At 37.6% G+C, this 24,092-nt stretch carries 25 protein-coding genes; 2 read left to right on the top strand and 23 right to left on the bottom strand.

The features are described 5' to 3' along the window. Nucleotides 1-30: 30 nt before the first annotated feature. From NIZ91_08880 to NIZ91_08840, 9 genes are all read right to left on the bottom strand, one after another. Nucleotides 31-1,515 carry an NAD(P)/FAD-dependent oxidoreductase gene (locus NIZ91_08880; GenBank protein USY56749.1) on the bottom strand — a complete coding sequence of 495 codons (1,485 nt, stop codon included), beginning with the start codon at nt 1,513-1,515 and terminating at the stop codon, nt 31-33. A 124-nt stretch (nt 1,516-1,639) separates the two neighbouring features. After that, nucleotides 1,640-2,221, bottom strand: a complete 582-nt coding sequence (locus NIZ91_08875; protein USY56748.1) for a superoxide dismutase family protein — start codon at nt 2,219-2,221, stop codon at nt 1,640-1,642. A gap of 354 nt (nt 2,222-2,575) precedes the next feature. After that, a complete protein-coding gene (locus tag NIZ91_08870; protein ID USY56747.1) occupies nt 2,576-3,052 on the bottom strand; it encodes a YusW family protein in 477 nt (158 codons plus the stop codon). A gap of 73 nt (nt 3,053-3,125) precedes the next feature. After that, nucleotides 3,126-4,508, bottom strand: coding sequence for an aspartate kinase (locus tag NIZ91_08865; protein USY56746.1), 1,383 nt, complete (start codon nt 4,506-4,508; stop codon nt 3,126-3,128). Nucleotides 4,509-4,693: 185 nt separating this feature from the next. Further along, complete coding sequence (locus tag NIZ91_08860; GenBank protein USY56745.1) at nt 4,694-6,568, bottom strand: fructose-specific PTS transporter subunit EIIC; 1,875 nt, start codon at nt 6,566-6,568, stop codon at nt 4,694-4,696. Between the two features lie 12 nt (nt 6,569-6,580). Next, the gene (pfkB, locus tag NIZ91_08855) at nt 6,581-7,495 is read right to left on the bottom strand and encodes a 1-phosphofructokinase (GenBank protein USY56744.1); all 915 of its coding nucleotides are present in this window, start codon (nt 7,493-7,495) and stop codon (nt 6,581-6,583) included. Then, the gene (locus NIZ91_08850; GenBank protein USY56743.1) at nt 7,492-8,244 is read right to left on the bottom strand and encodes a DeoR/GlpR family DNA-binding transcription regulator; all 753 of its coding nucleotides are present in this window, start codon (nt 8,242-8,244) and stop codon (nt 7,492-7,494) included. Before NIZ91_08850 ends, pfkB begins: the two co-directional genes overlap by 4 nt. A gap of 340 nt (nt 8,245-8,584) precedes the next feature. Beyond that, on the bottom strand, nt 8,585-8,725 hold the full coding sequence (locus NIZ91_08845; GenBank protein ID USY56742.1) for a hypothetical protein: 141 nt from the start codon (nt 8,723-8,725) through the stop codon (nt 8,585-8,587). Nucleotides 8,726-8,878: 153 nt separating this feature from the next. Next, nucleotides 8,879-9,211 (bottom strand): YolD-like family protein, encoded by a 333-nt coding sequence (locus tag NIZ91_08840; protein ID USY56741.1) that lies wholly within the window; start codon nt 9,209-9,211, stop codon nt 8,879-8,881. A gap of 259 nt (nt 9,212-9,470) precedes the next feature. On the opposite strand from NIZ91_08840, the gene NIZ91_08835 reads away from it, so the two are divergent. Next, nucleotides 9,471-10,310, top strand: coding sequence for a YitT family protein (locus tag NIZ91_08835; protein ID USY57126.1), 840 nt, complete (start codon nt 9,471-9,473; stop codon nt 10,308-10,310). Between the two features lie 35 nt (nt 10,311-10,345). Here NIZ91_08835 and NIZ91_08830 read toward each other — a convergent pair whose 3' ends face one another. The 8 genes from NIZ91_08830 to NIZ91_08795 form a co-directional block, all read right to left on the bottom strand. Continuing rightward, nucleotides 10,346-11,086: an ABC transporter permease gene (locus NIZ91_08830; GenBank protein USY56740.1), complete on the bottom strand. Its 741-nt coding sequence runs from the start codon at nt 11,084-11,086 to the stop codon at nt 10,346-10,348. Further along, nucleotides 11,087-11,794, bottom strand: coding sequence for an ABC transporter permease (locus NIZ91_08825; GenBank protein ID USY56739.1), 708 nt, complete (start codon nt 11,792-11,794; stop codon nt 11,087-11,089). Then, a complete protein-coding gene (locus NIZ91_08820) occupies nt 11,769-12,698 on the bottom strand; it encodes an ABC transporter ATP-binding protein (protein USY56738.1) in 930 nt (309 codons plus the stop codon). Before NIZ91_08820 ends, NIZ91_08825 begins: the two co-directional genes overlap by 26 nt. Nucleotides 12,699-13,072: 374 nt before the next feature. Next, nucleotides 13,073-14,428: a HAMP domain-containing histidine kinase gene (locus NIZ91_08815; protein USY56737.1), complete on the bottom strand. Its 1,356-nt coding sequence runs from the start codon at nt 14,426-14,428 to the stop codon at nt 13,073-13,075. Then, on the bottom strand, nt 14,425-15,099 hold the full coding sequence (locus NIZ91_08810) for a response regulator transcription factor (GenBank protein USY56736.1): 675 nt from the start codon (nt 15,097-15,099) through the stop codon (nt 14,425-14,427). The genes NIZ91_08815 and NIZ91_08810 overlap by 4 nt, the downstream gene beginning before the upstream one ends. A 121-nt stretch (nt 15,100-15,220) precedes the next feature. After that, the gene (locus NIZ91_08805; protein USY56735.1) at nt 15,221-16,216 is read right to left on the bottom strand and encodes a ketoacyl-ACP synthase III; all 996 of its coding nucleotides are present in this window, start codon (nt 16,214-16,216) and stop codon (nt 15,221-15,223) included. Between the two features lie 154 nt (nt 16,217-16,370). Continuing rightward, nucleotides 16,371-16,529, bottom strand: a complete 159-nt coding sequence (locus tag NIZ91_08800; GenBank protein USY56734.1) for a Fur-regulated basic protein FbpA — start codon at nt 16,527-16,529, stop codon at nt 16,371-16,373. A 28-nt stretch (nt 16,530-16,557) separates the two neighbouring features. After that, on the bottom strand, nt 16,558-16,719 hold the full coding sequence (locus NIZ91_08795) for a YezD family protein (protein ID USY56733.1): 162 nt from the start codon (nt 16,717-16,719) through the stop codon (nt 16,558-16,560). A gap of 337 nt (nt 16,720-17,056) precedes the next feature. Between NIZ91_08795 and NIZ91_08790 the strand changes: the two genes are divergently transcribed. Beyond that, complete coding sequence (locus NIZ91_08790; GenBank protein ID USY56732.1) at nt 17,057-17,461, top strand: GNAT family N-acetyltransferase; 405 nt, start codon at nt 17,057-17,059, stop codon at nt 17,459-17,461. A gap of 26 nt (nt 17,462-17,487) precedes the next feature. Here NIZ91_08790 and NIZ91_08785 read toward each other — a convergent pair whose 3' ends face one another. The 6 genes from NIZ91_08785 to NIZ91_08760 all read right to left on the bottom strand — a co-directional run bounded on the left by NIZ91_08785 (nt 17,488) and on the right by NIZ91_08760 (nt 24,039). Further along, a complete protein-coding gene (locus tag NIZ91_08785; GenBank protein USY56731.1) occupies nt 17,488-18,852 on the bottom strand; it encodes a HAMP domain-containing histidine kinase in 1,365 nt (454 codons plus the stop codon). Between the two features lies 1 nt (nt 18,853). Then, nucleotides 18,854-19,531 (bottom strand): response regulator transcription factor, encoded by a 678-nt coding sequence (locus tag NIZ91_08780; protein USY56730.1) that lies wholly within the window; start codon nt 19,529-19,531, stop codon nt 18,854-18,856. Nucleotides 19,532-19,615: 84 nt separating this feature from the next. Beyond that, complete coding sequence (gene galU / locus NIZ91_08775) at nt 19,616-20,500, bottom strand: UTP--glucose-1-phosphate uridylyltransferase GalU (GenBank protein ID USY56729.1); 885 nt, start codon at nt 20,498-20,500, stop codon at nt 19,616-19,618. Continuing rightward, complete coding sequence (locus NIZ91_08770; GenBank protein USY56728.1) at nt 20,490-20,903, bottom strand: GtrA family protein; 414 nt, start codon at nt 20,901-20,903, stop codon at nt 20,490-20,492. The genes galU and NIZ91_08770 overlap by 11 nt, the downstream gene beginning before the upstream one ends. Beyond that, nucleotides 20,896-21,858 (bottom strand): glycosyltransferase family 2 protein, encoded by a 963-nt coding sequence (locus tag NIZ91_08765; GenBank protein ID USY56727.1) that lies wholly within the window; start codon nt 21,856-21,858, stop codon nt 20,896-20,898. Before NIZ91_08765 ends, NIZ91_08770 begins: the two co-directional genes overlap by 8 nt. After that, entirely contained in the window at nt 21,859-24,039 is a 2,181-nt protein-coding gene (locus NIZ91_08760) for a glycosyltransferase family 39 protein (protein USY56726.1), read from the bottom strand. Between the last annotated feature and the right edge of the window lie 53 nt (nt 24,040-24,092).

Below are 24,092 nucleotides of genomic sequence, written 5' to 3'. Positions count from 1 at the left end.
ACACACCTCCCATTTTTTAACACACACATGTTATATAGTATATTTATGTTCAGTGATGCTTTGAAATACATGATACCCACTTACAGATGCTCCAATCGTTCCTGCACCAGGGAAAATCGTATCTCCACAGAGCCATAAACCGTTAATACCTGAGCGGTGAGAAAGGCTGTTAAACAAAGCATGCTCTAGCGTTTGAGGAAATCCGCCTACACCTCCGTGGGCTCTTGATGTGAAACGTTCCCATGCCATGGGTGCACCAGAAATTTGATGAATGGCCCTTTCAATATGTGGAATTAATGTTTTTATGCCCGCAATCATTTTCTTTTCCATTATTTTTTTTCTTTGATCATACGCCTCTCTTGTTTGCCACTTGCTTAAGTCGATATGAGTTGAGGCCGTAATCGTTCGATAGCCTTGTGGTGCTCGTCTCTCGTCATTAGGGTGAGAAATCGATACAAAAATATGTTCACCCTCTGTCATAACTCCTTGCTCTGAAAGAAGGATCTGCTGAAATAAAGAAAGGTTACTCGGTAAATCTTCTTCCTTGATAGCCAAATACATCGTAAATGTACCCCACTGCGGTAACTTTGCTTTCGCTCTCAGCTTTGGGGTTAGTTTCATGTACACATCTTTATCTAGTATTGTGCTTAAGTTTTGAATGGGAACGTTGCACACAACATGAAAAGCATCATAGGCATTATTACGATGGTCATGGATTATCCACCGATTGTCTTTTCTTTCTATTCGCACTGCCTCTCTTCCTTTCAGTGTCTTTCCTCCATAGTCTTCAATGTACATCTGAAGTACTTCTGCAACTTGATACAGTCCTCCCTTTACATAAAACGCTCCTTCGTGATAAATGTCTAGTGCTAAACATGCTAAAACTAACGAGCAAGATGCGCTTGTTGTTTGCATGCTATCAATTAGCTGGCCATCAATAAAATGAACAAAGTCCTTTTCTCCTTGCAAGCCGTGCTTCTTCAGTAACGCTGAGAACGTTTGGGGAAAGTGAGGGATTAACCGTAAAGATGAAAATTCCAGCGCTGCTACAAGCTTTCTCCATTCTGCAAAAGTTTTAGGAGGTAAAATAGGTAAGTGAGCCATGAGTTTTCTCACTTCTAATGCAATTTGCTCCACCTCTTTATAAAAAGACATAATGTTACTCTCATACCCTTTAAATTCTTTCTGTAAGTAAGCGATATGTGCTTGACGATTCTGATAATAAGTGAGTGTTCGGTGAGGGAAATGTACATCCATAACCGTACTGAGCTTTTGAACTTCCACATCAAGACCAAGAAAACGTAAGATTCTTTCATGAACCCCACCTTGTTCAAAACCCATTCCGAGCGTTGCGCCTACAGGAAACGTATACTTACCTCGGTTGAACTTTCCTGCACAGCCCCCCCATTCCCTTGATGCTTCCAACACGGTAACAGAAAACCCTACTTTTGTTAACAAAGCCGCTGCTGTGAGCCCACCGATTCCCCCACCTATTACGACAACTTCTCTATTCACATTCATCACCCTCCTTTCTCTTATTGTGCGCTCCATTTTTTCATGTGACAACTTATAGTCTGCTCCAAAATATCAACAAAAAGAAAAAAGCCGCGAATAACCGCGACTTTCACTAAAAAACATTTTACTTGGTAATAACGCCACAAATAACACGGTCGCCAGAGTTTCCTGCAGGATCCGTTTCATAATCATCTGGACCTGCATGAATAACAAGCGATGAACCGTCAACATCAAGTAATGAATTAGGCTTTCCTTCTTCTAGCGTTACAAGCGAAGCGAAAGTCTCTGCTTTAATTGTCCCTCGCTCATCTGCTTCTAAATTAGGAAGGTCACCACCGTGAGGACCTTTAGGGTTTTTAAATCCATGCTTTCGATCATAGGGATTAAAATGTCCACCTGCCGTTTTGAAATCTGGCACTTCACATTTACCAATTTCGTGAATATGAAAACCATGCCTACCTGGGGTTAGCCCTTTTGCTTCAATTTTAATACGCACTCCATTTTTTTCTTCGGTAAGCGTTGCTATCCCTACCTTTGCTCCTTTTGTATTCATTAATTCTACAGTTAATGGGGCAATCGATCCCTTATTTACTTCTGCTGCTGGTTGATATTCCTCCTGGGAATGTTGATGACCTTGTCCTAATCCACAGGCTGCTAATAGTAAAAAAACTGCGCTGACACAGCATTTCATTACAATTGTTTTCATTCTTTATTCCTCCTTCAGCTGTCATATCATCATCCTTTCACATTTCATAGGTTTTTAGACGTCAAAACAAAAAGAGACCAGGATATAACAAAATGATTCCTTCTCAAGTCAAAGATAAAGCATTACTTTTTTATCATAGATTGTAGAAACAAAGCCTTTCCATCACGCTCCAGATACTTTCTTTCCACGGAGAAAAATCTAAACCTTTCCTTTAATTCTCCTATGTCCTACGCTCTATTCCACTCTTTTTTAAACTTGTTTTTTGAGTCAATAAAAAATCCGAACGATTGAGAGTTGACTCTCAATCGTTCGGACAGATCATTGACTGAAATACTTATGTCTCAGCCTCTTGTTTTATTTGTTAATATTGTATTCTTTTTCAGTTCCATCAGCAAAACGTACTTCTAATTCAAATGATTCATAATCATTTTTTAAATTAAATACCTTTGATACTTCTTTGACAACATCTTCTTCAGATGTATTTTGGTCAAACGTTAATTTTTCAAACTGAGGTGATAGTTCATCAAAAGCCTCGTTGCCTTTTAAGTGATTATCGTTTGCTTCATCGTCAATCTTTGCTTCCATATCATCTTTTTCATTTTCATATTCTACTTCATAGTCATTATTTAAACCTTTATATTCTACATCTAAATCAAACTTTGAGAAATTAAACGCCATATTCTGATCATTTTCGTTGTTTGTTGACTGCTGATCTACGTTATCCTCAACTGGAGCTTCTGGCGGCGGAGATTCCACCTCATCATTGTTACATGCAGCTAAACCTAATAAAGCAGCGAACGATACAGAAAGAACAGATACTTTTTTCAACATAAAAACGCCTCCTTAAATATACGACTACTCTTCGTATACCCAACGAGGCGTTTATTATACACATATTAGTACATTACTTTACGCTTGAATATGAAATACTGTACATTTTATTAAAATAAGTATTGTACAATGCCTGAACAGCTTTTTCAAGTGCATCAGCCTTTACGCCAAACATCATGCTTACTTCTGAAGAACCTTGGTTAATCATTTCTAAATTCACGCCTGCTTTGGCAAATGCTTCTGTAGCTTTAGCCGCAATTCCAACAGAGCTGTTCATTCCTTCTCCTACTACCATTACTAGCGCCAAGTTTCTTTCAATTGAAATGTTATCTACTTCTAGTTCTGTTTGAATGCGGTCAAGTACACGCTCTTCTACTTCCGGCGTTAGCTGATGTTCACGCATAACGACTGAAATGTTATCGATTCCAGATGGCGTATGCTCATATGAAATCCCTTCGTCTTCTAAAATTTGCAAAAGGCGTCTGCCAAATCCGATTTCACGATTTAACAAGTATTTATCAACATGAATGTTGCAGAAGCCTTTATCACCTGCAATGCCTACGACAGGTTGGTCACCAACTTTTCGCTTAGAAACAATGAATGTTCCTTTTGCCTTCGGATTATTTGTGTTCTTAACACATACTGGAATTCCAGATTTAAAGACCGGTTCAAGCGCTTCGTCATGAAATACAGAAAAACCTGCATAAGATAATTCACGCATTTCTCGGTAGGTCACTTCTTTCATTTCACTCGGTTTTTCAACAAGCCTTGGATCTACGCTATAAATTGCATCTACATCTGTAAAGTTCTCATATAAGTCTGCTTTAACACCCGCTGCAACAATAGAACCTGTAATATCAGAACCACCTCTTGAAAATGTCACAATGTTGCCTTGTTCAGAATAACCAAAGAAGCCTGGGATAACTAAAATACCTTCCCGCTCTTTTAACTTCGGTAACTCTTCATACGAAAGCTGCAAAATTCTTGCTCTACCTGGTTCATCTGATACAAAAATACCAGCTTCTTTAGGGTTCACATATGAAGCTTCTTCTCCTAAATGCTGTAGATATGCAGCCATTAACCTTGCATTATTATCTTCACCGCTTGCTTTCAAACAGTCTAATAAGCGGAATGGGTCATCTTTATGTAAAGAAATTAGGGAGTCAATGTTTTCAATGATTTCTGTAATAATCCCTTCAGACATTTCTAACTCAGTCACAATTTCTCGATAACGATCAATGACTTTGCCAAACTCTTCTACATAATCTTCACCTAGCTGAATCTGCCCAGCGAGTGCAATTAATAAATCTGTCATTTTTGTGTCATCAGCATATCGCTTACCTGGTGCAGATACAACAATCATTTTTCTCTCTTTGTCTGCTTGAATGATTTGTGCAACTTGTTTAAATTTCTCTGCGCTTGCAACTGAACTCCCACCAAATTTCGAAACCTTCATCTTTGAGACACTTCCTTACCTGTTTTTAATATTCAACTATTGTAACATAATTTGTCTGACAAAAAAGCCTTCTGTCTAATTTTTCTAATAATTCTTCAGATAATAAACCTATTGTACTCTCAAAAAGAACAAATGTCTACAAGAGAAAAACAAAACCTCCTGCTTTTTGCAGGAGGTTTCAGCTTTTAAACTGTTTTTTTCTTTTTCAATACTCCAACAAGTAGAGCCGTTACAACTGCACCGATAATAATAGCTAGTGCGTATAAGAATGGGTTACCTTCTACTACACCAATTACGAAAATGCCACCGTGAGGAGCTGGTAAACCAATGCCGAATACCATTGTTAATGCACCCGCTACTGCTGCACCAATAACCGCTGCTGGAATTACGCGACCTGGATCTGCTGCTGCGAATGGAATAGCTCCTTCTGTAATAAATGAAGCTCCCAGCGCGTAACATGTTTTTCCTGCTTCACGTTCTTGTTGCGTAAATTTATTTTTGAAGATTGTCGTTGCTAACGCTAAGCCTAATGGAGGAACCATACCACCAGCCATAATTGCAGCATGAGGGCCAAAGTTTCCTGCATCAATCATCGCAATACCAAACGTAAATGCCGCTTTGTTGATTGGACCACCCATGTCAATGGCCATCATACCAGCTAAGATAATTCCTAATAGTACTAAGTTACCCGTTTCAAACCCACTCAACCACTGTGTTAATCCATCATTGATTGCTTTAACCGGATCAATAATGACGTAAAGCATGATCATTCCAGTAACAAATATACCAAATAATGGATATAAAAGAACTGGCTTAATGCCATCTAAAGCCTGTGGTAAACGACTGAATAACTTTTTCAGCCCAAGTACGATATAACCCGCTAAGAAACCTGCGATTAATCCACCTAAAAAACCTGCTTGACCAGTAGAGGCCATTAAACCACCGACCATACCTGGTGCTAAACCTGGACGATCAGCAATACTCATCGCGATGAAACCAGCTAAGACTGGAATCATTAAGCCAAATGCGTTACCGCCACCAATTGTATTTAATGCTGCTGCAAATGCATTATAGGTTGGATCATCGGGTTTAACTGCATCAATTCCAAACATGAACGAGATGGCAATTAAAATCCCGCCTCCTACTACGAATGGAAGCATTGCAGATACACCGCTCATTAAGTGTTTATAAAACCCTTTACGCTCCGAGCTTCCAGAAGAATCATTCTCAGATTTACCACCGTCACCGCTATAAACAGGTGCATCTCCTTTAAGCGCTCGATTAATTAACTCTTCTGGTTTACGAATCCCTTGTGCTACTGGCACTTGAATAACCTTTTTGCCGGCGAAACGAGCCATTTCAACCTGTTTGTCAGCTGCTACGATAATCGCTGTTGCTTTTTCGATTTCTTCAGCTGTTAACGCGTTCTTAATTCCACTGGAACCATTTGTCTCAACTTTAATCGTAACGTTCATTTCTTTTGCTTTTGCTTTTAAACTATCTGCTGCCATATAAGTGTGGGCGATACCCGTTGGACAAGCCGTAACTGCTAAAACTAGCTCATCATCTGACTTTGTATCCACTTCTTCTTCTGGCTGTTCATTCTCAGTTTCTTTATCATCAATTAACTGGATAACTTCATCAATCGACGCAGCACTTAATAATGACTGACGGAAATCTGTATCCATTAGTAACGTCGATAAGCGCGATAACGTTTCTAAGTGTGCATTATTTGCTCCTTCACTCGCTGCAATCATGAAGAATAAGTGTGCCGGCTGACCATCAAGTGATTCGTAATCAAGCCCTTCTTTTGAGCGTCCAAACGCAATCGCTGGCGTCTTTACCGAACTTGTTTTTGCGTGTGGAATCGCAATTCCTTCACCAATTCCTGTTGTACTTTGGGATTCACGGTTTAAAATTGCTTGTTTATATCCTTCACGATCGTTTAAACGACCTGCTTCATCCAGTTTGCCAACTAGCTCATCAATAACATCTGCTTTGGATGAGCTTTGTAGATCAAGAATGATTGTGTCTTTTTTTAATAGCTCTGTAATTCTCATTCTCGTTTCCCCCTACTTTATCTTTGTAATTGAAACTTGTTCTAATAATTCTTCTACATAGCTTTTTTCACATAGTTCAAGTGAAAAAGCTGTAGCACTACCTGATGCCACACCTGTACGGAATGCCTCAAGTAAGTCATTTTCTTTTGTGTAAGCTGCTAAAAAGCCCGCTACGAGTGAGTCACCTGCTCCAACTGAATTCTTAACATTTCCTTTTGGTGCAGTTGCTCGGTACACCGCATCTTTTGTAATCAGCAGTGCTCCATCCCCAGCCATGGAAACTCCTACGTTTTCTGCTCCCATTTCCACTAGCTTTTGACCGTATTGAATTGCATCTTCCACTCCGCTTACCTCAACGTTGAATAATTCGCCAAGCTCGTGGTGATTTGGCTTAATGAAAAATGGGTTATGCTTTACTACATCTAGAAGCGTTTTCCCACTTGCATCCACCACAACTTTTACACCTTTAGCAGTCGCTTGTTGTGCAATCGTTTCATAAATATTTTTTGGAAGCGTTTTCGGAATACTCCCTGCCAACACGAGCATATCCTGCTCTTTCATCTGAGCGATTTGCTGTAAAAGCTCCTGAAGAGCTGCTTCCGAAATCGTAGGACCTTGTCCATTTACTTCTGTTTCAGCTTTTGTTTTTAGTTTTACATTAATGCGAGTATCTTCATTGACCTTTGTAAAAGCTGTTTTAATTTCTTCCTCTTTTAAATAATCTTCGATATAAGTTCCAGTAAACCCACCGATAAAGCCAAGCGCTTTGTTTTCAACGCCTAATCGTTTCAACACGCGAGACACATTAATCCCTTTTCCACCGGGAAACTTTACTTCGCTTGTTGTTCTGTTTAATTCGCCTTCTTGAAAGTCTGTTACATGTACAATGTAATCAACTGAAGGGTTTAACGTACATGTATAGATCATAATTTCACAACCTTTATGTCTGTTTTGTTTGCATATTGTACAAGCACCTCTTGCGGTAGCTCATTTGTAATAACAGTTGCTGCATGTAGGTCTGCTATTTTAGCAAAGCTGGTTTCAAAAAACTTTGTTGAGTCTGCTAGAATATAGGACTCTTGAGATAACTTCATCGCTGTTTGTTTAATGAGCGCTTCCTCAGGATCCGGTGTTGTGTATCCATATTGATGATGAATTCCGTTTGCTCCCATAAAGCATTTATCAAAGCGATACTGCTCTAAACTTAAAAGCGCACCGTTTCCAATTAAAGCTCCAGTCTTATGTTTGACAGCACCACCTGTTAGATAAAGATTAATACCTTCTTCAAGCATTAAATTTAAATGCATAAGTCCATTTGTTACAACAACTACATCTTTTTGCTTTAAAAATGGAATCATTTCATATGTTGTCGTTCCGGCATCTAAAAAGATGCAATCGCCTTCATGGATAAGTGAAGATGCGTATTCAGCAATTCTTTGTTTGTCTTCTACATTTTTATCAGCTTTTTCTATGACGCTTAGTTCAATTCGCTTTTTCTGAATTAATGAAGCACCACCATGAACACGTTTAAGCAGCTGCTCCTCTTCTAATTGACTTAAGTCTCGACGTATTGTGGACTCAGAGGCACCGGTCACTTCAATAAATTCCTGCACTTTAACAAGCTCTTTTTCTTTTAAAAGCTTTAACATTAGCTGATGCCTTTCAGGTGTTAGCATAACGTGACTCCTTTTCCAAAAAAGCGTTTTCATTTATCTTTCATGGTTTTACTTTAACATGCAAATCAATCAAAATCAATCATAAAAAATCAGATTCATTCACTTTTTTAAGTTTTTTAATTAAAACTTACAATTAACGGAAGTGCTTCAATATGTAGACTCCAGTATACTTATAATGAAGTGGATTATTATAACCAAACGTTATAAAACGGTCATATCAATTACTAAACCTGTCAATTTTGAACGTTTATGACTGTTTTATGATAAATAGAGTTTGTCCACTTAAATTTGTCCACACCAAAAAGTTGTCCATTTTTTTGGACAACCATTGGGAAGTTCGTTATTTAAATAAAAACAGCAACATATATAAAATGGATGCTAGCGCTGACGAAATAGCTAAACTAGATGCAAAGCGAACGAGCCTTCTTTTAATAAACTGCGTTAACTCAATTTCTCTCACTTGACTTTTTTCATTTTGCATAGCTTTCCCCTTCTTCTTGACATGGCTACGGAACACTTCTACACTCATTACTCTCTCGTGCTGCCGTAAGCTTTTTTATCAGTATATGCAGAGCCTCTAAAAAAGATACAAAGCCACTGAATATAATAAAAGCTACTTCAAAGTTGAAGTAGCTCAATCTATGCAAAGCATTGCGTTAACCACAAAGCTTTCCCGAATAGAATATGTATAATAAGGACCCGTTGCTAACAGGCGGTTTGATTGCTGATCAATACAATCAATCGTCACGCGATTGTACTTTCGAATGCTGCTTCCTTCATAAACGTGTAGATTAACTAGCTGATGTTGTTCGCACGCTGTATGAAGGATTTGACTAATAACTTCTCTACCTTTTGTTCGTACTGGTGGCGCCTCTAATTTTAAGTGAGAACGATAAATTTCTTTCATCTGTTCTACATGCTCCGGCATCAAAAGCTTTGCATATTCTTTTAGCTCTTCTTGATACAATTTCCTCTCCCCTTTCATTATCCATATTAACGAACATACGTTCTTTTTGTAAAGAAGAAATTATGTTTATTTATCCTAGGATACTTCATTTATTTTATAACTTTTTCATTCTTCCATATGAAGTTCAGCGTGTCAAAAGATTTACCTTTCGTTTTTAAAAAACTAGTCTTTCATTCCAGTAGTCTCCTTGATATAATACATTGTCATGGAGATAGTTTCGTCAGAATGAAATTAATACAATAGAAAGAAGATGTATATGATGGTAAAACGAATAAAAGAAATTATATTAATTTTACTTGGCAGCTTAATTTTTGCTCTTGGTATCAACTATTTCGCCATTCCAAATGAACTTGCAGAAGGCGGCGTAACTGGGATTACTATGATTACCTACTACTTGTTCCAGTGGTCTCCAAGTATAACAAACTTTATTATCAATGGACTGCTTGTTTTGGTTGGATATAAACTTTTACATAAGCGCGTCATTGTCTATACGGTACTTTCTATTGTCTCTACTTCAGTTTTTTTACATCTAACTGAAGAAGCAGGAACACCGCTGGACGATACGCTTTTAGGTGCCATCTTTGCTGGTTTATTTGTTGGAATTGGTCTTGGCCTCGTGTTTAGAGGTGGGGGAACCTCAGGTGGATCTGCGGTTATTGCTCGAATGGCTAACCAATACTTCGATTGGAATATTAGTAGAACTATGCTTGCAATTGATTTAGTCGTTGTAGGAAGTGCCTACTTTGTAATTGGAGGAGAGAAAACGATGTATACCGTTATCGCCCTCTACATTGGTACGAAGGTGCTTGACTATATTATTGAAGGATTGAATCCTCGCAAAGCGGTAACGATAATTTCAACTCGTTCAAACGAAGTTGCTGAACAAGTTAATAGCAAAATGGAGCGTGGCGTTACTGTTTTCACAGCTCACGGCAGCTATACAAAAGAAGCCAAACAAGTACTCTATATTGTGATTAACAAACAAGAGCTTTTAGAGCTAAAACGAATTATTCATAAAGTGGACGACCAAGCATTTGTTGTCGTGCATGATGTACGGGATGTATTTGGTCTCGGCTTTACTTTACCCAAAGCAGGCTAACCCTTCTATATATAATAGAAGGGTTTTTTCACCATTTAGATAGCTTTATGTTTAAAATAGGTTAATCCACTGAGGAAAAAGAAAATAAAGCTTCCTAAAACAGTAATGAGTAATGTTGTTGGCGTAAAGAATAAAAATTGAAAAATACCATCATCTTGGGGCATCATACCGAGAAAAGGCTGTACCCATGGATACCATGGATTAAACCTCTGTGAGTTTACAACCATCAAATTAGGAAGTGTACAAATCACATTAATTACTAGCACTGCTCCAAAACTTGTAAATTTTGTTGCCATAAAAAGCATAAAGGCAGCTATAGGCCACGTAGCTATCCAACCGCTCACAACAATTCCCGTCATTTTAAAAAGAGGCATTGGATCCGTATAGCCAGTAACTTTACCTACTAGAATCCAACTAATAAAAAAGAGGAGCTGAATACATGCCGTACATAGAATAATAGTAATAAATTTACTTAAGTATACTTGACTTCTCTTAACTGGAAGTGTTAAAAATCTGCGCCATCCCCCATTATCATGTTCATGTTTGCAGCTTAGGGATGCTAGCACACCTGTGAATAACGGAAGTAAAAATAAGCTATGCATAAAGCACATTAAAACGAGCGGTGTTAACCATTGATGATTGGGTACAAATTCCTTATCACTACCTTGAAACGCAATCATTGCAGCTATAAGGGGACTTACAATAATAAGCTGAATTGTCATCTTTGATTTATACATTTTATAAACTTCTACTCTTACTAAATCCCATATCGCCATTTACTTCACATCCTTTCTTTGAAAATGTAGAGCTCCTAAAAAGCAAAATAGTGTTCCTACTATAACTCCCATTACCATATACAATTGAGGAAAGTCAGTAAAAATTAAGCTTGGCCACTGCCAAATAAACCAAAACGGCATGTCGCCAGCATACAAGATAAATACGCCCATCATAATTCCTAAAGATAATGCCTTGCTTTGGTTTTGGTACAAAATTGCAATCCAAAGCTGAGTTGCTACTACAGGTATTACAGCAAAAAAAGGATAAAAACTGTTTAAAATCAATTTGCTTATAGAATTAGGTTGACCAAATCCAAATCCTAAACCAACTAGATAGGTTCCTACGAATAATAAACAAGAAGATATAAATAGCATACATAAAACAATTAAAAACTTTGCTACATACAGCATATTTCTTTTTATAGGAAGACTAAGAAGTTGTTTCCACGAACTTTTGTCATACTCGACTGCTGCTAGTTGCGTTGTCAAAATTGTTGCGCCTAAAATAACAACGGTTGGTATAAAGATATTAACCTCATGCATTAATCCTTTCCAAGCATCCGGTTCTTGTGAAAGCAAATAATCTTTTCGGACACCATAGTTCACTACTTGCAGGCTCACGACCCCAAACGGACCTAAGAAAACGAGTAACCATAGTACTTTTCTCTTTATCTTTAACAGCTCAGCCTGCAGTAATATTCGTAGCATGCTGAATCCCTCCAGTCGTTAGCTGTAAGAAAATATCCTCTAAGGAGTGCTCTTGCTCACCAACTCGATAAATGGATATACCGTTTTGAACAAGATTTCTTATCGCTGAAGCTACTTTTTCATTTTCCATATAGGGGATAAAAATTCGATTATTTTCATAAGTAGGTACACAACCACTTGCTAACAGCAAGCTTTTAGTTTTATTTTCATCACTTGTATTGAGCCAAATCCTTTTCTTAGCTTTTTGACGTAGCGATTCAATACTGCCGCTATAAATCATCTGTCCATGCGTAATAATGCCTACCTGAGTTGCTATTTGATCAATTTCATACAAAAGATGGCTTGAAATTAACACCGTTACGCCGTGTTCTTTTGGAAGGTGCTTAATTAAATCTCTAATTTCATGGATTCCTGCTGGATCTAAGCCATTTGTTGGCTCATCTAAAATAAGCAGCTTGGGATTTCCTAAAAGGGAAGCCGCGATGCCTAATCGCTGCTTCATACCCAGAGAGAAGCCACTTACTCGTTGATCCGCGTATTTTGATAAATTTACGATTGAAAGCACTTCATTAATTCTCGCCTTAGGGACTTGTAAAACCATGCGAAGCACTTCTAAATTTTCTCTAGCCGTTAAGTGCGCATAGTACGATGGGCTTTCGACAAGTGATCCAATTTGACGCAAGCTGTGTAAGTGATTGCCATTTATATTGCGCCCAAACAGCTCAATACTTCCTGAAGTAGGTTTCATTAATCCTAATAACATTCGAATCGTTGTGGTTTTGCCGGCACCATTGGGTCCTAAAAATCCATAAATTTCGCCTTCACTAACGGTCAAATCAATCTTGTTTACAACTGCTTTTCCTTTAAACTCTTTCACTAGCTGACTCGTTTTTATAATATTCATATCTTCACCTCTCTTTTTATTATAGAAAGCCAACCTTAAACAAACGGTTTGTTTTGTTTAAATTTCGTTTAAAAAACGAAGGTGAGGTGTAAAATGGACCGTTTCATGCGTTCGAGACACTCCACTTCTTTTCACTACTTTTTTCAATGGATTTGTAAATCAATAAAAAGAGTTTGGCATATAGCAAAATCATTGCTTCTAAAAGTTGAACAATAGTTGATCCTATCTCTGTTAACTGAACAAGTTCGTTCCATTCCACCCTATTCCAAATTGTTTTTTCCTCAACAACAAAAAGCCTGAACAATTAAAAGTTATGAACTCTTAATTATTCAGGTATAGTAGGGGCTGAATTACTTATGCCAAAGCCTTGTTTTTTAATGACTACTTTGGATAATCTTTATAGTTGTACCTTGATCAGAAGTATCAATTTCCCATGCAAGCTCCATTTCTTTTACCATTGCATCTACAACCCCTAGACCAATTCCATACTCCGTGGTCATACAATTTTCTCTAAAGCCCGGACCTTTATCGGAGATGATAATCATTGATTCTGCCTGTGTACTTTCAACACTAATACTAAAGAACTTTCCGCTATGAGCGTGCCTTTTTACATTTTGAAATAAATTATCCATAATACGTTCGAGCCAATTAGAATCGATATACCAAATAACGGACTGTTCAGGAAAGTGAACACGGATGTCAAACCCTTCGTTTTCAAATACAGGGTACCATTGAATAATGACTGTACGAAGCAATTTTATAATATCAACATCCTTTGGTTGATACCTGTACTTCCCACTTTGTAGTAAATTATAAGAAAACAAGTTTTCAATTAAACTACTCACAAAAGAAATCTTATCGTTCATTATGTTGAGTGATTGTTGTCCATCTTTTGTTAAGTTTTCATCTTTTAAATTATATCCATGTGCACGAATGGTTGTTAAAGGCGTTCGGATATCATGTGATAGATTCGTCATAAGTTCACGTCGAATACGTGCTTCTTCTGCTTCTCTCTCTCTAGCCTTTTCTAATTCGCTCACCATTTCATTAAAGGCTTTTTCAAGCTCTCCAATTTCATCATTAGCCGGTGAATCAACATAATTAGGGATTTTCCCCTCTTTAATTTGCATCACCTTTGATAGTGCTGTTAAGCGCTTTCGGATTTTTAAGAAAAACCATAACGAGAGAAGAAAGAATACGCCAATGATCGCTAGCACAAGTACTTCATAAAGATTGCGGTATTTATCATCTATCTGGAACATCGGATACTCTAAAAGCTCTTGATTTATTTGAAATACTAAAAAGCCTTCTTTTTGCTCTGTACCAATAAAAGCAACTACCGTAAAAGGGTCTGAATCGTAGCTTTCTTTCATAAATTCCACCGTGTAGGCAGGCGTCCAGGCTTTAGGTATATCCATATCTTTTGGGATAGAATTCTGTGTCTCCCCATTCTCATCTACCCAAAAGATACGTGCTTCTGGATACTGTTTATGGAAAACACTTAAACGTTCATGAATAACCTTATCAGGTTGGTTACCTAATTGACGCGCCTCTTTATGAACGGCTTCTTCGTAAAAGCTCTTTCCTTTATAAGGTTCATCTAACAGCCCTTCTGACAAGGCTACAGGAAAGAGATAAACAAAATTCAAGATAAAGTATGTTCCAGGCACCACAATTAACGAGAGAATAATAATAACGGCGTACTTGGTCAATAACGAATAACTTTTCATGCCTCTTTTACTCGATAGCCTATTCCTCTAATTGTTTCAATAATAAGAGGTTTAGCTGGATTGATTTCAATTTTTTCACGAAGGTAACGAATGTGAACCATTAATGTTTTATCACCTTCTATATACGCTTCTTTCCAAATCGCTTCATAAATTTGTTCCTTGGTTAAAATTTGATTTAAATGTTGTAAGAAGTAATAAAAGATTTGAAATTGTTTTCCTGTTAATAAAATTTCTTGGGCTGTTTCTTGATTTACAATTTGTTGCGTATCAAGATTTACCTTTAAATGATGGATTGTTAACAAATTTCGATTATGTCGCTGAAATCGTCGTAATAATACTTCAATCCGAGCGGCTAGTTCTTCTGGATGAAATGGCTTGGTAATATAATCATCAGCAAAGCCCAAACCTTCAATTTTATCCTCTAAAGACGTTCGAGCTGATACTATGAATATTGGAATATCTGAAGCTAGTTTTTTCAAGCGCTTGCCAATTGAAAATCCGTCTAAACCTGGAAGCATAATATCTAAAATAACCAAATCTACTTCTTCAATATGCAACAGCGCGCTCTCACCGTCTTCTTTCCAAATGATGTGATAGCCTAGTTTTTCTAACATGGTTTTAATTGGTAGCGCAATTTCTTTATTATCTTCAATATACAAAAGTTGATTCATTAACATCCCCTTATTCCGCTTGGTTTGATAAACCTTTTATAGAAAAAACACCAAGAATATTTTACCATAATTTTGATTATAGAAGAAAAATGGCAATAAAAAAACTAGAGGATTTTCACCTCTAGTTTTTTTCAATACAATTCCAAGTAAGCAATACACCGCAGTGCGTAAGGCCACCACCAAAGCCATACAGTGCAACAACATCTCCCTGCTTCACCTTCTTTTCCTGTATGCCTAAATCAAAAGCAAGAGGAATGGATGCCGATGATGTGTTTCCGCAATACTGTACGCTAGTTAACGTTTGGTCCATTGAAAATCCCAGTTTGGCACTAATCGTTTCAATCATGCGTAAGTTCGCGCTGTGAGGTACAAACCAATTAACATCTCCTGGTTGATAGCCTGCTTTTTCAAGCAGTTTCTTCACCCCTTTTGGTACGGTACGAGCTGCAAATTTATATACTTCACGGCCATTTTGTACAAGATAACCTGACCTATTAATCTCTTTTTCTCCAATATGCGTAGATAAATTCGAACGATATAAGTGCTGCCCACCCGTTCCATCCGTACCATAGTGCGTGGCTAATAAGTGTGCGTCTTGCTCATTATATTCAAGCATCATCGCACCGGCTCCATCTCCAAAAAGAACGCATGTCGTTCGATCTGTATAGTCCGTAATCTTTGACATCACTTCGGAACCCACTACGATTACTTTTTTATGTATTCCAGATGTAATTAATCCATTTGCAACATGAAGTCCGTACGTAAATCCAGCACACGCAGCACTTAAATCAAAGGACGCTGTTTCGCTGATTTGAAAATGTGCTTGAATTTGACTTGCGACGCTTGGTAAGGAATAATCAGGTGTTGTAGTCGCTACAATGATGCAATCTACATCTTCAATGTTTACATCATATCTATCTAATAAATTTTCAATTGCTTTTATCGCTAATGTGGATGTATATTCATCGCTTCTTGCAATTCGACGCTCTTTCATACCAGTTCGCTGAATAATCCACTCATGATCTGTTTCCACTAATGCTTCCAAATCTTCGTTAGTCAATCGGTTCTCAGGTACATACGTACCAATGCCCGTAATTTTCACTGCTGATTTTTTCATTGATTCACCTCAATAAATGGTTTTATACGTCATTATAACATGAGTTATTATAAGCTGGTACTAATTTTATGACTATTTGTAGAACAATTGAAATATCTTTTAATAACATAAGAAAAATCCGCTTTCATCAAGAGAAAGCGGATTTTTTCACTTTTTATTCATTTCGGTAATAACTTCGATACACGTGCTCTAATTCTGTCAATGTTAGCTCAAATAAATGCTGGTCTCCTTTTTTATAAACCCCACTTTTAATTAGGCGGTGAATCAACTCATTCTTTCGCTTAGTTACAGCACTTCGCAATAAGTTTTCCATGTTCATCTCCTTTCTACTGTTTCACTATTTACTTAGAAGCAGATGCTTTTGCTTTTATAAAACGATTCTTTTCCGTATGGTCTACTTGCGTAATTTGACCGTCATGCAATGTAATTAGTACAGAACCATAGTTAATATCACTTAATAACTTCACAATATAATCAATTTTTTCTTGTGTAATAGCTGCCATTTTATCCTTCTCCTTTGGTTTTATCTTTTTATTTATTTACACTGTCAGCAAAAAACAACACCTATAAGTACTTGTAATATGAGCAGAAGATAGTCTCATCATATGCCTCCTCACCTAACCATCTCGATTTGGAGTTGAGATAAAAAAAACTCATACTTTGACAAAGTATGAGCCTTCGGTTGACCGATCAGCAAATTAACTATCTCATTTTTCCAAATAATCTATAGTTATTATATTATTTATACTTTACCTATATGTCAAGTAGGATTTAAAAATTCGAATATTCCTTTTAGTTAAAATATGGTATTATCTATTGTAACTAAAAGGAGGTTTAAATGTGTCAACTACCATCACATATAAAGTAAATCAGCCAATTAATGCCCAACAACTAACTAACGTCTTTGCGTCTTCTGGTATCAATCGCCCTGTTCAAGACTTGACTCGAATTCAGAAAATGCTTAATCATGGGAACTTACTAGTTACAGCTTGGGATGATGAAAAGCTAATTGGAGTCGCTCGCTGTCTAACTGATTTTAGCTATTGCTGCTATGTATCGGACCTTGCCGTATGTAAAGAATATCAACAAAAAGGAATTGGGAAGGCCCTCCTTGCGCAAGTGAAAAAAGCAGCAACTAACCAAGCTGCTATCATTTTGTTATCTGCGCCAAACGCGGTTGAATACTATCCTCGCATTGGTTTTGAACATGTGGACGTTGCTTTTCGTATTCCTCGCTCCAATTAAAAGAGCCTCAAAGCATTTGTATAAACTCAGGTGCTTTGAGACTTTTTATTGGGAAGAAATACGGTGAACGTACTTCCTTTATTTATACGACTTTCAACAGAAATTGATCCCTCATGTAAGTTAATAATTTTTTTAGAAATCGCAAGACCTAATCCATTGCTTTTTAGTGACCTTGATTTATCTACTGTATAAAAGCTTTCGAAAATATAAGTTTGATCTTCTTCATGTATACCAATACCCGTATCCTTTACTGAAACCGTCACCCCTTCGTTTACAGAAGACATCGAAACTGCAATCGTTCCATTTTGATGAGTATATTTAATACTGTTTGAAAGCAGGTTAAGCCATACCTGTTCCAGCAGCTCTTCATCTCCTTCAATCTTAACCTTTTCTAAATCGAGCTCAATTTCAAGTCCCTTCCCTATCCACTGTGGCTCTAATGCCAAAATAACATGACGAATTTGTTCATCCAAATCGTACGTTTTTTGATGAAATGGATGATGCTCAGCATCTAATGACGCTAGTTTTAAAAGATTCGAGCTTAATTGTGAAAGCCTTGTACTTTCTTTTTCAATAATGGTTAAGTATTGCTGCTTTTTATCTTCACTCACAATATTATCTTTTAAAGCTTTTGAAAAGCCTTTAATAGAAGTTAAGGGTGATTGAATTTCATGGGAGACGCTCGCAATAAATTCTTGTCTCATCGTTTCAATTTTGTTGAGTTCTTTTGCCATTTGATTGAAATTTTGAGTTAGCAAACCAATTTCATCGCTAGATACATGCTCAACTTGAACCGAATAATCTCCTTTCCCTACTTTTTTCATCGCTCCACTTAGCCGTTGAATTGGTTTGATAAGAATTGTAGAAACATACGCAAATAAAATAATCCCGATAAACAGTACGCTTATGAGCTGAATAAGCTGCACGTCTTGAATAACGGAAATTTGCCTTTGAGGATGCGACTGAACAAATAACGCATATCTCTGATCGTTTTCAATAAAAGGTATTCCCACAATATTTGGTTTTGGTTTATTAGAGGGCTCACTCTCAACCGTCGAGAACCGATTTCCCTGCAAAACATTGTCTACAACACTTTTGTCAATGGGCAATGTTGGTCCTCGATCACCTAATACTCTTCTATTATATTCAGAATCAACAATGATAAATGAAAAGTGAATAAATGATGCATTGGATAAAAATCGAGCGGCTTCATCTGAACCATTGGCGCCATATAGCTGAATGAACTCCTCACCCATCCGAAACATATCTGGCTCTAACTTATCACCTAGTCTGTCTTTACTTAAAAGTGTTGTAATGGTAATTGTAATAACAACGCTTAGTACAATCGTTATAATAAAGGAAAGCACCAGTTTCAAATAAATTGACTTCACATTAACACCCTTCTAGTTTATAACCTAGCCCTCGAACAGTTTTAATTTCAATGTTCACCTTACGACTACTTTGATTTAAGCGCTCGCGCACCCTTTTGATGTGGACATCAATAGTTCGCTCATCCCCTTCGTAATCATAGCCCCAAATACTTTGGATAAGCTGATCTCTTGTGAAGATTTTCCCAGGTGAACTGGCTAATTTAAACAAGAGTTCAAATTCTTTTAGAGGAAGGCTTTCGACATACTCACCTACATGTACTTCCAGCTTGTTACGATCCAATCGTATATTTTCAATATGAATAATGTTGCTTGCTTCAATTCGGTACCTTCTCAAAAGTGCCTTTACTCTAGCAACTAATTCTTCAGGGTTAAATGGCTTGACAACATAGTCATCTGTTCCAATGTCAAAGCCTTTTAGCTTATCGTGAGCTTCCCCTCTAGCCGTTACCATGAGTACAGGTATATCAAAATATTCTTTAATCTCTCTTGTTAATTCCCAGCCATCTTTATAAGGCATCATAATATCTACCACGGCCAAGTCTACTCTAAATTCCTCCAACTTTTTCCACGCTTCTTCTCCATCACCGGCCTCAATCACTTTAAACCCTTGTGTTTCTAAATAAACTAACATCAATTCTCGAATATGTTGATCATCATCTGCTACTAAAATTTGAATCACGTTTTATTTCCCCCGTCCATTATCATCCTTTATCATGTGACTTTATTATATAAATTAAATATGAATTGAATATGAACAATGCTCTTACCTTGTTTTCCATTGCTCCTGTTGAACAATTTGCTGCAAGTAAGGTAAAAATACATTCCGTAAATCTTCTCTTTTTAAAGCCATTTCAATCATTGCCTGTAAATAACCAAACTTACCACCAATGTCAAAGCGACTTCCTTTTAGTCGCACACTAAAAACCTGTTCATACTGAGATAAATCATTTATTGCATCTGTCAATTGTAATTCATTTCCTACTCCTTTTTCAATTTTTTTTAGTGACTGAAAAATAGAAGGCGTTAAGATATATCTTCCCATAATGGCTACATTGGAAGGTGCTTGCTCAAGCTTTGGCTTTTCTACCACACCTTCGACTGAATATACATCCCCTACCGCAGAGCTTGCTTTAATAATTCCATACTTTGATACATCTTCTTTCTTTACTTCTTTAACACCAATCACCGATTGATTTACTTCTTCATACGTCTTTATAAGCTGCTTCAAAGCTGGCGTTTCACCTACCATTACATCGTCACCAAGCAAGACTGCAAAAGGTTCATCTCCAATAAACTTCTCCGCACACAAAATGGCATGCCCAAGCCCTTGAGGCTCCTGCTGCCTGATATAATGTACGCTTGCCATTTTCGAAATACGCTGTACATTTTCCAATAGTTCATACTTTCCTTTTTCCGCTAGCAGATGCTCTAATTGAACTGACTTATCAAAATGATCTTCAATTGCTTTTTTATGCTTACCTGTAATAAAAATAATGCTTTCAATGCCCGCTTCTACTGCTTCCTCCACAATATACTGCACGGCAGGCTTATCAACGATTGGGAGCATTTCTTTTGGAATAGCTTTTGTGGCTGGTAGAAACCTAGTACCTAACCCTCCAACCGGAATGACAGCTTTTCTAACGTTCATATTGTTCCCTTCCTTCCATTGTTTTTGTAAACACATAGCGATTTGTTAACAAGAAATTAATTCCTAAACTACCTATACTTGCAGCCCCTTTACTTACAAAAAGATTAAAAGAGGCATATTCATGACATAGCCATAAAATCAGTGAACTACAAATGAATGTAACCAAATTGACCGCTAAAAATTTAGTCACTTCCTTAGCCGTTGAGGGTTCTTTTCGTTGAAAGGTCCATTTTCTGTTTAGCATATAGCTATTTGCAACTCCAGTTCCATAAGATAGACACTGAGCAATTAAATAGTACATGCCAAATGACGTGAGCACCATGTAGACACCTAAATCCATTATCGTGTTTAAGACACCAACTGATGAAAATTTTGAAAATGCAAGTAAACCTTTTTTATTCACGATGAGCAAACTTTCTTACCGGCTGTTGCTTGTATGTTTTTCGCACAATATAAAGCGGACGATTTTTGGCTTCGTCATAAATCCGCCCAATATATTCACCAATCATTCCTAAAATCATTAAGATAAAGCCACTAAATAACAGTTGAATAACAATAAGAGATGACCACCCTGCAATTGTGTTGTCCGTAAACAGCTTTAAATATAAAACGATAATAAGATAGACAAAGCCGATAAAAGATAAGGCTATGCCAGTATAGGTTGCTAGCTTTAAAGGCTTGTATGAAAAGGAAGTAAGACCATCAAGCGATAATTTCAGCATCTTTTTCAACGGATATTTTGATTCCCCTGCTGCTCGTTCATCTCGTTCATACTCCAAGGCAATTTGCTTAAAACCAACCCAACTCACAAGACCTCTCACAAATCGATTCTTTTCTTGTAATAGCTTCATTTGATCGCATACTTTACGATCTAACAAGCGAAAATCTCCCGTGTCTAAAGGAATGTCAATATCAGTCATCGATCGCAGTAATCGATAAAACATGGCGGCGGTATGTTTTTTAAAGTACGATTCTCCTTTTCTCTTTGTACGCTTCGCATAGACTACGTCGTAACCTTGCTTCCATTTATCAATCATTTGGAGAATCAATTCAGGTGGATCTTGTAAATCTGCATCAATCACCACAACCGCATCTCCTTTGGCATAATCCATGCCGGCAGTAATTGCAATTTGATGACCAAAGTTACGTGCAAAATCTAACAGCATAACTGACGAGTCTTGTTGACTATATTGAATTAAAATATCAGCTGTTTTATCGCGGCTACCGTCGTTCACGAAGAGAAGCTCATACGCTTCTCCCGTGGACTTCATCACTTCTGTTAAACGATGGTAGGTTGTATGAATAACTTCTTCTTCGTTATAAACGGGAATGACAATGGAATATTTAATTGCACTCATTTACTCTTCTCCTTCCATATCAACATAATAAAGCTTGGAAGCCCCTCCACCGGGACCAACTTGCTGATTATCCTCATTTTCTCGCCATTCTTCAGCAGAAACCTCTGTACCGTTTTCCTGAATCCAGCTAATAATCTCAGCGTTTCCTCCCATTCCTCGATTTCCTATTAAGAAATAATGAACATCTCCGCTTTCAACAAGCTCTTCAAGTTTTGTCACTGTTAGAATGGAATCAGCTCCTGAAAAGCCTCCCATCGTCATTACGGCTTCGCCCGTTTCAATGATATATGGTGCTGCCGTTGTTGAATCAAGGGTAGCAAATAGATACTTTGTTCCATTGCGATTTTTTTCAAGGAACGTAAGAAGAGACTGATTAACCTGTCCGTTCATTCCAGGACCATCATTCCTTTTCTCTCTATTGGTAGGACTCTTTTCATCATTAGGTGCTTCATTCGTACCTACTTGATTGTCATTGTTCATTGAGACATCTTGTTCATCACCTGGAAATGCCATATCATCTATTTGAGGCAGCTGGCCATCTTTGGAAGACGTTGGACCTGCTTCTGGAAGCATGCTGTTTCCACCGTACAAAATTGGTGTCATTGCCCAGTAAAGCGGACCAATCACAAGCACAATAAGTGCTGCTGTCATCATATACGTATTGATTGCTGAGCGCTGCTTTATGACCGCAAGTGCTAAAGCCAATATAATACCGATAATCCCTACAACCAAGATAAATGTAAGACCAATTGTTTCCTTGTCAGGTAGCATAATGCTAACCTGCAACCCAGCTGTTAATGCAATACCTATCGGCAACAGCCACGACTTCCAACCCTCGTTTTTACGATACGCCTTCCATAATACCGGGAGTCCTGCTCCTATTACTGCTGCTATTGGCGGTGCTAGCATGATAAGGTAATACTGATGGAAAAATCCTGCAATGCTAAAGAACAAAGCTACTGGTACTAACCACGCTAACCAAAATATAGTATGAAGAACTTTCGTGCTCAGGGTTTCTTTTAGCCTTACGCCACTCAATAAACCGATAATGCTTACAATCGCTAGTGGTAAAAACCAGCTAATCTGGTCTGCCAGCCCGTCTTGAATTAAGCGAAACACGCCAGGCGTTCCTGTATTAAATCTTCCAGTGTTTCCACCACCAGGACCATTGTTATCTCCGTCCATTTGTGGAGGGAACTGGCCACCTGGTGCATTTTTAAAATTCAAGTCTTGTCCACTATCTAAGTTTGAGTTTTGCTGATTTTCATTGTCACTTGAATCAGCTGTATTTTCTCCAGTTTGCAACTCTTCGTTTGCTAATGGTGGTTCATCTTGCATATTACCGCTTGGAGGTATCGGCTGTTCATTTTGTCCATTGCTACCCCCACTAGACATTTCTCCTGTCAAACGCGAAATACCGTTGTAACCCAGCGCTAACTCTAATACTGAGTTTGTTTCACTACTTCCAATATAAGGTCTTTTATCTTCTGGAATTAAGTCCACAATTGTTGCCCATGAAAGCGATACAACAATTAGTAGTACTGTTGCTCCAGATAATAAGCCTATTTTCTTCTTCCAGTCAATCTTTGCTGCTAGCCAGTAAAATAAGTAAAATGCTGGTAAAACCATATAAGCCTGCATCATTTTCATATTAAATCCAACACCGATGAGCACAAACGCTAGAAACAGCCAGCGGTGTTTCTTCATGGCTACTGCTTTAAATAGCATCCACGTTGCTACTAATAGGATAAAAACGAGTAAACTATCGATATTATTGGTTCGACTAACGGCTGGAACAATTGGCGTTATAGCCATGGTTAGGGCAGCTATTCGCCCCGCAGCTACACCAAATATTTTTTTTATCATGACGTATAGCAAGATAACTGATCCTACTCCTGCTAAAGCCTGAGGCAAAATCACACTCCAACCGTGAAAGCCAAAAATCTTAGCACTAATCGTTTGAATCCAAAACGCAACGGGCGGCTTATCCACCGTTACGAACCCAGCTGGATCAAACGATGCAAAAAAGAAGTTATGTAAATTTTGCATCATGCTTTTGACAGCTGAGGTGTAATATGGATTGACATATTCATCTTCCCATATATTCATAAAGTTTAAGGCTACAGCCAGTGTTAAAATACCCACTAACCATTTATCAATTCTTTTCTGTTTTCTATTCATTCTTTCACTCCTTTATTGATTGTAGAGTTAGTGTAATAGACGAATATGAACTG

The organism is Bacillus sp. 1780r2a1 (assembly GCA_024134725.1).
GTDB lineage: Bacteria > Bacillota > Bacilli > Bacillales > Bacillaceae_H > Priestia > Priestia aryabhattai_A.
This window is presented reverse-complemented; position numbering and strand designations above follow the sequence as displayed.

Excerpts from the sequence above, each read along its gene's own strand:
- NIZ91_08875 (USY56748.1), bottom strand. The coding sequence starts at position 2,221 with ATGAAAACAATTGTAATGAAATGCTGTGTCAGCGCAGTTTTTTTACTA.
- NIZ91_08870 (USY56747.1), bottom strand. The coding sequence starts at position 3,052 with ATGTTGAAAAAAGTATCTGTTCTTTCTGTATCGTTCGCTGCTTTATTA.
- NIZ91_08865 (USY56746.1), bottom strand. The coding sequence starts at position 4,508 with ATGAAGGTTTCGAAATTTGGTGGGAGTTCAGTTGCAAGCGCAGAGAAA.
- NIZ91_08860 (USY56745.1), bottom strand. The coding sequence starts at position 6,568 with ATGAGAATTACAGAGCTATTAAAAAAAGACACAATCATTCTTGATCTA.
- pfkB (USY56744.1), bottom strand. The coding sequence starts at position 7,495 with ATGATCTATACATGTACGTTAAACCCTTCAGTTGATTACATTGTACAT.
- NIZ91_08850 (USY56743.1), bottom strand. The coding sequence starts at position 8,244 with ATGCTAACACCTGAAAGGCATCAGCTAATGTTAAAGCTTTTAAAAGAA.
- NIZ91_08845 (USY56742.1), bottom strand. The coding sequence starts at position 8,725 with ATGCAAAATGAAAAAAGTCAAGTGAGAGAAATTGAGTTAACGCAGTTT.
- NIZ91_08835 (USY57126.1), top strand. The coding sequence starts at position 9,471 with ATGGTAAAACGAATAAAAGAAATTATATTAATTTTACTTGGCAGCTTA.
- NIZ91_08830 (USY56740.1), bottom strand. The coding sequence starts at position 11,086 with ATGGCGATATGGGATTTAGTAAGAGTAGAAGTTTATAAAATGTATAAA.
- NIZ91_08825 (USY56739.1), bottom strand. The coding sequence starts at position 11,794 with ATGCTACGAATATTACTGCAGGCTGAGCTGTTAAAGATAAAGAGAAAA.
- NIZ91_08820 (USY56738.1), bottom strand. The coding sequence starts at position 12,698 with ATGAATATTATAAAAACGAGTCAGCTAGTGAAAGAGTTTAAAGGAAAA.
- NIZ91_08815 (USY56737.1), bottom strand. The coding sequence starts at position 14,428 with ATGAAAAGTTATTCGTTATTGACCAAGTACGCCGTTATTATTATTCTC.
- NIZ91_08810 (USY56736.1), bottom strand. The coding sequence starts at position 15,099 with ATGAATCAACTTTTGTATATTGAAGATAATAAAGAAATTGCGCTACCA.
- NIZ91_08805 (USY56735.1), bottom strand. The coding sequence starts at position 16,216 with ATGAAAAAATCAGCAGTGAAAATTACGGGCATTGGTACGTATGTACCT.
- NIZ91_08800 (USY56734.1), bottom strand. The coding sequence starts at position 16,529 with ATGGAAAACTTATTGCGAAGTGCTGTAACTAAGCGAAAGAATGAGTTG.
- NIZ91_08795 (USY56733.1), bottom strand. The coding sequence starts at position 16,719 with ATGGCAGCTATTACACAAGAAAAAATTGATTATATTGTGAAGTTATTA.
- galU (USY56729.1), bottom strand. The coding sequence starts at position 20,500 with ATGAACGTTAGAAAAGCTGTCATTCCGGTTGGAGGGTTAGGTACTAGG.
- NIZ91_08765 (USY56727.1), bottom strand. The coding sequence starts at position 21,858 with ATGAGTGCAATTAAATATTCCATTGTCATTCCCGTTTATAACGAAGAA.
- NIZ91_08760 (USY56726.1), bottom strand. The coding sequence starts at position 24,039 with ATGAATAGAAAACAGAAAAGAATTGATAAATGGTTAGTGGGTATTTTA.